The sequence below is a fragment of the Polynucleobacter sp. IMCC 30228 genome (genome assembly GCF_021395205.1).
Taxonomy (GTDB): domain Bacteria; phylum Pseudomonadota; class Gammaproteobacteria; order Burkholderiales; family Burkholderiaceae; genus Polynucleobacter.
The window spans coordinates 1-8971 of sequence record NZ_JAJVCS010000009.1; the positions used below are offsets into that span (position 1 = coordinate 1).

Sequence of the window (8971 nt, forward strand, 5' to 3'; positions counted from 1 at the left end):
TCAGCCAAAAGTGGAGTATGCCCATCAGAGATTGGAAGGGTGCATTAAATCAGTTTAGTATTAAGTATGAGGAGAGAATCCCTCTGTAGTAAACGAACCCCGTTTACACAAAATATGGGACACCCTCTAATAGGGTGACGGATGTTGACCGCAATGAGATGCTAAACCAATTAAAAATCTAGTGAAATTCCGCCTTTTTATTCTCTGTTTACTATGCTAGGATTTAGTTATGGATCTTACATATTTCATTAAACTAATAACTAGGGGTGGGTGTATGAAAGTTAAATCAAAGGCTGTTGCATTAATAGCTTTTAGCTTTAGTGTATGCACTTTAGCGCAAACCAGCTCAGTTTCAATCGTGCCGCAATCAGCTTTTTTTGTTGGCTTAGGCGTTAGTGAAAATACGATTGGTTTTAGTAATCAAAATACTTATGGTAGAGGCACGTCTTATACACCTCCCACCCAAGATAAGTTAGGAATTCCACAGGCCTCAATTACTGGATCAGCCGCAGGATCAACCGGAGTTACTTTAGGAAATCAAAATACAGCAGCCCCATCATTACAAGCCGGTTACTTTCAGCATTTTTCTGGAAGTAATTGGATGTGGGGTGGAAAATTTGCTTATAGCTATTTAGGTACAACCTCCACTGTAAATAATATGTTGATTCCTCAATCTGGGGGCTACTATCAAGCAGGCACATATACGCCGTTTAATGGCAATTATGTTGTTCGTTCTTATCAGCAAACCATCAATCATCAGATGTCTCTAATGCCATTTATTGGTCGATCTTTTGAGAAAAGTTATGTCTACTTTGGCGCAGGCCCTACATTGGCTCAAACCAAATACAACATTAATCAAATTACTGGGTTTGCTGACATGAATGGTTTAACAACCAGCGTTACAGGACTTAGTACACCATCAAGTTATTCAGCTTCACAATGGGTGTTTGGGGCGGGTGCAGTGATTGGAGCCACATACTTTATTGACCCAACTTGGTTTTTGGATATGAGCTATACCTACTCGGTAACAGGAAATCAGACCAGTAATTGGGGCGGTGCGTGGGCCGATAATCCTGCCATTGGCGGAACAAGAACTGGAACAAATACTGGTACTAGTTCAGGCAATGTTACAACCCAGGCATTAACAATTACACTGAATAAAGCTTTTTAAATTGAAATCAATGATTAGATATGCGTTGCTGTTAATTGCAATTGCTACCTTAGGTTCTTGTGGAGGCGGTTCATCTGGCTGCAATGTAAACTGCACGTCATCTTCACCGACATCGAGTTGGACTTGGGTGGGAGGCAGTAATCAGACGGGCGCCCCAGGTGTTTATGGCACTAAAGGGTCATCAAGCGCGACCAATATCCCAGGAAGTCGTTATATCTCTATTAGCTGGACTGATAGTAGCGGTAACTTATGGATGTTTGGAGGCTGGAATGGCACCACGACTTTTCTAAATGATTTATGGAAATATTCTCCAGGCACGAATTTATGGACTTGGGTAAGCGGCTCTTCTGCAGCCAATGCATCAGGTATTTATGGAATCCAGGGAATTTCTAGTGCAAGGAATGTTCCAGGAGCCCGGATGGGGGCAGTAAGTTGGCATGATTCCAGTGGTAATTTGTGGCTATATGGGGGATATGGTTTTGATGAGCTAAATTTGTTACCTGGCACATTAAATGATCTATGGAAATTTAGCATTACGACAAATGAATGGACTTGGGTATCTGGAAGTAAATCAACTGGCGCATCCCCAGCTTATGGCGCCAAAGATGTTGCTAGCACTTCTAATACACCAGGTGGATTACTTGGCGCAATTGGTTGGACCTCAAAGGATGGCCATCTTTGGTTTTTTGGTGGCGCAAGTGATCTTGCAACTACAACGACTTATAACAACTTATGGGAATTTAATCCAGGCGATAGCACCTGGACATTTAGATCGGGCGCCGGTAAGACAGGTTCTAGCTACAGTACAAATGTCTCGGGAACTTATGAGGTTCAGGGTATAGCAACTAGCACTACTGTGCCTGGCTCAAGATTAGATGCGATTAGTTGGCTCGACAGTGGCGGTAACTTGTGGTTATTTGGCGGTTCAGGCTTTGATGGTCTCGGTAATCCTCAAGGCATTTTGAATGATTTATGGAAATATAGCCCAACTACGAAACAATGGGTGTGGATGAGTGGAGATAGGAGATATAAGGCATATGGTGTATACGGATCTCAAGGGGAGGCTTCGCCTAATAACGTGCCAGGTGCTAGATTTCACCGCACCCCGTTTTCGTGGATAGATGCAGGTGGAAGCTTATGGATGTTCGGCGGGGATGGCAACGGAGCATCAACACCTCCACCACCTGTTCTCCCAGGGACTGCTAGCTATTTAAATGATTTATGGAAATACACTCCCACCAACAATCAATGGACTTGGATGGGTGGTAGTAGTGAAATCAATGGGGTCGGAGTTTATGGAAGCATGGGGATGCTGGCTTCAACTAACCAACCTGGCGGCAGAAAAGACAGTATCGGTTGGACAGATTTGAGTGGCAACTTATGGATATTTGGCGGCTTTGGGTATGACGCAACCAATAGCGCAGGTTACTTAAATGATCTGTGGAAATATACACCCTAAAGCAAGAGCATTTTAGTGGCAGTAAGACGGTATAAATTATTGCTTATTTAAATGCACTTGGGAGCCTAAGCTTGCGCCTTAAGGATGAGAGCTATTAGGAATTTATTTTCTATTGGCCGTTCATTAAGATTGGGACTAACAATCAAGTCTCCTATAAGCCAGGCTCAAGTCCTGGTGGGCCCACCAAGAATCACAATACCAACTCTAGGGTTGGTATTTTTTTTAGGCGTTACTTTAAGTAACGGTTGTGGGGAAGGAATTGACATACTTAGCCCCGATTGGGATTATTTAATGTGATATTCATCAACCTCCTTTAAGATGAAGACATGAACTTTCCCCTTAGTCATATTTCATCTCTTTGTAAATATACGGGCATTAGCTTTACTGCTGGTGCTATTACGCATGGATTTTTCAGTGGCGAACGAGCCATTTGGACTGCTGCATTTGGAATCATTATTTTTCTAGTTGGTGGCATCCTAGAAAAAATTGCTAATCCCGATAAAGATCATAGTTGGACTGATGTATTGGCCATTGGCATTGTTGCCTCAATCGGCCTGGGTTTTTTCACTGGCGGGCTTCAGCACTTTCCCGATTCTCCTGCTAGAAGTGCCTGGGTAGTTCCGGTGGGGTTTGCTATGTCTTTATTGGCCATGTATTTAATGGAAGGCAAGGGTAAGATAAAAATAAAGGGAGTATTAATTTATGGGGGCATCAGTCTGGCCCTTGTTATTGCCGCTTCTTTGTACGCCCTTTCCTACTTTAATCAGCATGGTGGCGATGGTCATATTCATGATCATGCCGCGCAAACACAAGTGATTGTTCCATCAGTGAAGGAGATTCGTATAGACGTTGATGACACCATGCGGTTTTCTCCAGCAACATGGGAAGCGCAAGCGGGTGAGCCGATTCGCATCATTTTGGTTAACAAGGGCAAGGTAGATCATGAGCTGGTAATTGGCACAGAAAAGGAGATCATCGCTCACGCTAAGGAGATGGCAAGTCCTAGCGCTAAAGGACATCATCATACGAATGAAATCTCAGCAAAACCAGGACAACAAGCAGAATTAGTTTGGACTTTTAAAAAGCCCGGACAATATGCCATGGCATGCTTTGAGCCCGGTCACTATGAAGCTGGAATGAAGGGCTTCATTAATGTAGTAGCTCATTAGCATTAGGTGAACCGGAATCCTTTGGTCCCAGGTTCAAGTCCTGGTGGGCCCACCAGAAATGAAAATACCAACCTTCAGGTTGGTATTTTTTTAGCGTTACTTTAAGTAACTCTTGTGGGGCTATACGTTAAATAATTTCATCTTTCAGCCAATACCATTTATAAAGTAACGCTTGGCCTAGTCGACGAAAAGGAGCGAATAACTCCGATTTAATTTTGCCGAATAGGTTTGGGTATTCAAGCTGAGATGTATAAATTGGCAAACTAAATGCAGGCTCACTGTGATCTTTTCCTGCTATCCGCTGCGCTAACCTTTTGCCGGCCCAAGTTGAAAAAGATACCCCATTTCCACCATACCCTAGTGCATACCAGAGATTATTCTCCGGGTTAGGTTTAATGATTCTGGGCATCATGTCATGGCTCATATCAACCCATCCCCACCAGGAATAGTCGATTTTAATTCCGGCCAAGGGCGGAAATTTACGAGCCAATCCATCTAACAGCAATTGGTAATGCTTTGGATTACTAGCATCACTACCAATCACTGCGCTTCGACTGCCAATTTGTAAGCGATTATCTTTTAATAGGCGGTAATAAAAACGTAATTTACGAGTATCGGTAATAAATACATGAGAGTGAAATTGTGTAGCAGCAATTTCACTGCTCGTTAGGGGTCTAGTCACTATAGAATTAGAAAGCACGGGGAGCAGTTTATTTTTAAGAGCTCCATTAAGATTTTGCCCGGTATATCCACCCGTGCAAAATGCAACGCGTTTAGCTCTAAGCACGCCATTAGGTGTGTATAAATGGTGAATCCCATTTATTACTTTAGATTCAGTAACAGGGCTACCAGTATAAATTTTGACACCTAAGGCCTGTGCTTTTTTAAGCATGCCAAAATTAAATTTAAGCGGATGAATTCCTATTCCCTCTTCTTCAAGCATAGCGCCATGAGCATCATGATCATCGCAATACCGCTCTTTAATCTCAGCTTTAGTAAGAATTTTCGGGTTGTATCCAAAAATCTTATGTTTAACATCAGCCTCATGCTGAAGATATGCTAATTTATCAGGGCGATGGGCTATATATAGGTGCCCGCCAGGAGTTGCTTCACACTCAATTTCGGTAGTTAGTTGTGCAAAGTTATCGAATCCCATCCGGATTTCTTTATCAAGTTTTTTTGCAGTATCTAGGCCCCAGCGCTCAATCCACTGGGACCGACTAAGTCGACCGCTTGCATTTTGTCCTTGCCCGCCATTGCGACTAGAGCAACCCCAGGCCGATTGATTTGCCTCAAGAATTATGGCCTGTATGCCATGTTCTTGTGCTAAGTAAAGGGATGTAGCTATGCCTGTGGCCCCTGAACCAACAATGACCACATCAACGTCTATATCCCCTTGAATTGAGCCATTATTTGGCGGTGGAGTACCGGCTGTTGCTACCCAGTAAGTTGGGGAATAATGTTGATTAATCCCTGGTATAGAATCTCTCAAGGGATCATGTAATGGGTTGTAGACCTGCATATTATTAATATAAAGTAAGTTTCTTTAGATAGGAAGTTAATTGATGAAAATATCTCAACTGGCACTAGTTTATGTTATTGGCATTATAGGTAGCATCGCTTTTAACCCGGTAGCAATTGCTCAGTCATATCCCAATAAGCCAATTCGAATTGTTATTCCAAATGCGCCAGGAGGAGGTACTGATGTCGTTGCGCGCCTACTATCAGAGAGTTTGCAAAATGATTTAGGCCAACCCATTGTGATAGAAAACAAACCTGGTGCCGGCGGGGCAGTAGCTGCAGCAGATGTTGCAAAATCACCCGCTGATGGCTATACCCTACTAATGGCTGCCGCAGGATTTGTGATTGCACCTGCAGTGCTGCCAAAAGCTGGATACGATCCAATTAAGGACTTTACAGGGGTGCGCCAGCTAGCAATTGTTCCCTTAATAATTGTGACACGCAGTGAAAGCAAACTTGAGAATATGAATGACTTATTAGAGCTTGCAAAAAAAGATGGAGATAAAGTAACCTTTGCTTCATTTGGGAATGCCACACCATCCCATCTCGCTGGCGAGGCAATAAATCGCCTAGGTAAAGTAAAGATGACCCACGTTCCCTATGTCGGCGGCCCAAAAGCTCTCCCAGATATTTTGGCGGGTAATGTCACCATTGGTATTTTGGATGCAGTTTCAACTCTACCCTTAGTGCAGCAAGGAAAACTAAAAGCATTGGCTGTAACTGGCCCCAAACGTTTACCAGTTTTACCCAACATACCTACATTAGTAGAATCGGGCATTGCATTTGATGCAGTGGGATGGCATGCAGTTTTTGTACCTATTGGTACCCCAGCGCCAATTGTTAATAAGCTAAGTGCTGCTTTTAATAAGGCAATTGATCAGCCCAAAGTGATAGAGCGAATTATTAGTGGCGGATCAATACCGATTGAAAAAGCAGGTACCCCTAGTCAGTGGACCGCACAGTATGCAAAAGAGACAAAACAATGGGCAGAAATAGCAAAATCAGTTAATGCAAAAATGGAATAATCTTCAGGATCTTCAGCAGAATGAGAAAATTAGCTCCTTAGAAGAGCTATACGAGAGCCGATTAGACCTTGCACAACGAGTTAAAACGATTCGAAATTTGGATCGTTTTTTCCCTTGCCATCAGATTAAGCAAAGCTTAATTCCAAGTTCAATTTCGTATGAGCCATTTAATTTTGAAAATTTTAATTTTTTAACACTAAATCAAAATTTAAATTTAGATGATTACATTCGTCTGAATTATGTTACGGGGATTTGTATCTTAAAAAATGGAATAAAGATCTATGAAAATTATTTCAATGGAAATAACTACGATACACAATGGTGTGGTTTTTCAATAACTAAATCAATTACGTCAACGCTTATTGGTGCTGCTATACAAGATGGGTCAATAGGTGGTGTTGGTGAGCAAGTGAGTACCTATTTGCCTCAATTAGATAAAAGTATTTATGGTGAAGTTACCATAGAGCAGGTATTACGCATGTGCTCTGGAGTCCAGTGGGATGAAACTTATAGCAATCCAAATTCTGATCGACGAAAAATGCTAGAAGTACAACACTTGCAGCAGGCGGATGCTATTTTAAATTTTTTGTCCCAACTACCCCGCAAGTCTAAGCCTGGTGATCTGTGGAACTACAATACGGGAGATACATTCATAGCTGGTGCATTGTTAAAAGCTGCGATTCATAAATCATTATCTACGTATTTACAGGAAAAAATTTGGCAACCATTAGGCATGGAATTTCCTGCAAGTTGGTGGCTAGATTCCATAAATGGCCAAGAATTTGGCGGTGGTGGCCTATCTTTTTGCTTAAGAGATCTAGCGCGCTTTGGTCAGTTTTTACTTGATGATGGCATGATCAATGGAAGCCAAATATTGCCAGCGGATTGGGTCAAAAATTCCTCCACACCATTTCAAGTTAAGGGAAAGCCAGTTGATTATGGATATCTATTTTGGCTAGTGCCGCCTGAAAAGGGCGCAATACACCAGGGCGCCTTTAAGGCTCGTGGTATTTTTGGCCAATATCTTTATGTCAATCCCCATAAAAAAATCGTGGTAGCCACATTTGGCGCGCGACCAAAGCCTAGAGCAGCAGATAGTCCTATTGATGACGATGATTTTTTAACAGGTTTAGTCCAGTACCTCAATTAGAAATTTTTGGTGTGCGATTTTTTCTATAAGTATCTTTAAGGCAAATTTTTCCTCCTCTGAAAAAGAATAAATCTACCCCATCTAACTCAAAAAATTCGCCATCAGATTTTCGAGTGGCAATAAATGTCCACTCAGAAAAGCCACGCTCCCCAAAAACTTGGTTCGTGTTTCTTGGGACCCATTTTGCGTCAGGAAAAATTTTAAAGTTATTAGTAAAGACTTCCCAAATTGCCTTTTTGCCCTTAATTGACTCGCCAAAACTACTTTCTCCCATAGGAGGTCTAAACTCGCAATCATCAGTAATCATCGATACAATGGCATCAGGATTATGTTGATTAAAAGCTTCACAAAAATCATCTAGCATTAGAACCAATCTTTGATTTTCATTTGTATTTGTCATATAGATCCTCTATTCATTAAATTAAATACTAAATTATGTTATCAAGCGATGTAGATTATTTAAACAAGCAATTTCAGGTAAAGCTTATCTCTAATCAGGTTTATAAAAGAGCAATTATCCACTCTTCTACAAACCCTATTGAGCGTGATGTGCTAATCGATATATATGAACCGATTGGGCTGCCAATGGATGTTACATCTCCAGCATTGATTATGGCATTTGGTGGGGCGTTTCATCGTGGCAGTAAAAATAATGATGCTTTTGAGGTTAATGGATCTACCAATACTGCTATATCCGAATACTGTCTAGAGTTTGCAAAGCGAGGCTACGTTTGTTTCTCGATTGACTATCGGTTAATTCAAGAGGATCCTGATCCCGGGGAGACCATTGCAATCTCCAGTCCCGCAGCAGTTCCCCGCTCCAGGGTAGATGAGGTAAGGAAAATTATGAATTTGCCCCCTGCAGATAATTTGACCCTGTGGAGAGGAATAGAGGGAGCTATTGATGATGGCGTATCTGCAATTCAGTGGGTTAAAAAAAATGCTGAATTTTTTAATATCGATAAAACTAAGATTGCAATTGGTGGTTGGTCAGCTGGCGGCCGTATAGCTTTACATGCTGCTTTTCCTGAAAAAGAAAAGGTAGCTGCTGTATTTTCTTTATCGGGGTATATGGATTCCATGGATATGAATAGAAGCATTCTCGGAAATGCCGATGAGCCACCGGTTTATGTTTCTTGGGGATCTAAAGATTTAGATTATGTTTTGAGTCAAGGACCCATTTTTGAGGACTACTTTAAAAAAGTTGGAATAAATTATGTTTCCTGCGAAATTCAAGGCGCTTCACATTTTTATCCTCGGGAAGTTCAGGTGACTGATTCCGACTGCTTTAGTGGGACTTTTGAAGAATCGCTAGCCAGGTTTTTGAAGCGTTCATTGCGCCTAAAATAGGGGGTGTACTAAATTTTGTGTAAACGGTCTAATAATGGGTAAAAGCCCACTCCATAGGAGTAATGATGATGACCGAAGCAGCAAAACGAGCAGTACCCCAAGAACTCATTGATAGCCTGCTGGCAG

General features: G+C 41.8%; 8 protein-coding genes. 6 read left to right on the forward strand and 2 right to left on the reverse strand.

The window, feature by feature from the left end:
• The first annotated feature begins 274 nt into the window (after window positions 1–274).
• The 3 genes from LZT21_RS11740 to LZT21_RS11750 all read left to right on the forward strand — a co-directional run bounded on the left by LZT21_RS11740 (window position 275) and on the right by LZT21_RS11750 (window position 3799).
• Window positions 275–1171 (forward strand): outer membrane protein, encoded by an 897-nt coding sequence (locus LZT21_RS11740; RefSeq protein ID WP_233990987.1) that lies wholly within the window; start codon window positions 275–277, stop codon window positions 1169–1171.
• 10 nt (window positions 1172–1181) lie between these two features.
• Window positions 1182–2630 (forward strand): kelch repeat-containing protein, encoded by a 1449-nt coding sequence (locus LZT21_RS11745; protein WP_233990989.1) that lies wholly within the window; start codon window positions 1182–1184, stop codon window positions 2628–2630.
• A 326-nt stretch (window positions 2631–2956) separates the two neighbouring features.
• The gene (locus tag LZT21_RS11750) at window positions 2957–3799 is read left to right on the forward strand and encodes a plastocyanin/azurin family copper-binding protein (protein WP_233990991.1); all 843 of its coding nucleotides are present in this window, start codon (window positions 2957–2959) and stop codon (window positions 3797–3799) included.
• 127 nt (window positions 3800–3926) lie between these two features.
• On the opposite strand, the gene LZT21_RS11755 is transcribed toward LZT21_RS11750, so the two are convergent.
• On the reverse strand, window positions 3927–5321 hold the full coding sequence (locus tag LZT21_RS11755; protein ID WP_233990993.1) for an FAD-binding oxidoreductase: 1395 nt from the start codon (window positions 5319–5321) through the stop codon (window positions 3927–3929).
• Window positions 5322–5364: 43 nt separating this feature from the next.
• Here LZT21_RS11755 and LZT21_RS11760 point away from each other — a divergent pair, with 43 nt between their 5' ends.
• Entirely contained in the window at window positions 5365–6345 is a 981-nt protein-coding gene (locus LZT21_RS11760; RefSeq protein ID WP_233990995.1) for a tripartite tricarboxylate transporter substrate binding protein, read from the forward strand.
• Window positions 6329–7495, forward strand: a complete 1167-nt coding sequence (locus tag LZT21_RS11765) for a serine hydrolase (RefSeq protein ID WP_233937394.1) — start codon at window positions 6329–6331, stop codon at window positions 7493–7495. Before LZT21_RS11760 ends, LZT21_RS11765 begins: the two co-directional genes overlap by 17 nt.
• Here the strand turns inward: LZT21_RS11765 and LZT21_RS11770 are convergent.
• Window positions 7488–7895, reverse strand: coding sequence for a nuclear transport factor 2 family protein (locus LZT21_RS11770; protein ID WP_233937393.1), 408 nt, complete (start codon window positions 7893–7895; stop codon window positions 7488–7490). The two genes, LZT21_RS11765 and LZT21_RS11770, sit on opposite strands and share 8 nt — an antisense overlap.
• Window positions 7896–7930: 35 nt before the next feature.
• Between LZT21_RS11770 and LZT21_RS11775 the strand changes: the two genes are divergently transcribed.
• Complete coding sequence (locus tag LZT21_RS11775) at window positions 7931–8845, forward strand: alpha/beta hydrolase (RefSeq protein WP_233937390.1); 915 nt, start codon at window positions 7931–7933, stop codon at window positions 8843–8845.
• The last annotated feature ends 126 nt before the right edge of the window (window positions 8846–8971 follow it).

What these genes read in the sequence shown, in the direction of transcription:
- LZT21_RS11765 (WP_233937394.1), top strand. Translation starts at nt 6,329, where the DNA reads ATGCAAAAATGGAATAATCTTCAGGATCTTCAGCAGAATGAGAAAATT.
- LZT21_RS11775 (WP_233937390.1), top strand. Translation starts at nt 7,931, where the DNA reads ATGTTATCAAGCGATGTAGATTATTTAAACAAGCAATTTCAGGTAAAG.
- LZT21_RS11750 (WP_233990991.1), top strand. Translation starts at nt 2,957, where the DNA reads ATGAACTTTCCCCTTAGTCATATTTCATCTCTTTGTAAATATACGGGC.
- LZT21_RS11770 (WP_233937393.1), bottom strand. Translation starts at nt 7,895, where the DNA reads ATGACAAATACAAATGAAAATCAAAGATTGGTTCTAATGCTAGATGAT.
- LZT21_RS11745 (WP_233990989.1), top strand. Translation starts at nt 1,182, where the DNA reads ATGATTAGATATGCGTTGCTGTTAATTGCAATTGCTACCTTAGGTTCT.
- LZT21_RS11740 (WP_233990987.1), top strand. Translation starts at nt 275, where the DNA reads ATGAAAGTTAAATCAAAGGCTGTTGCATTAATAGCTTTTAGCTTTAGT.
- LZT21_RS11755 (WP_233990993.1), bottom strand. Translation starts at nt 5,321, where the DNA reads ATGCAGGTCTACAACCCATTACATGATCCCTTGAGAGATTCTATACCA.
- LZT21_RS11760 (WP_233990995.1), top strand. Translation starts at nt 5,365, where the DNA reads ATGAAAATATCTCAACTGGCACTAGTTTATGTTATTGGCATTATAGGT.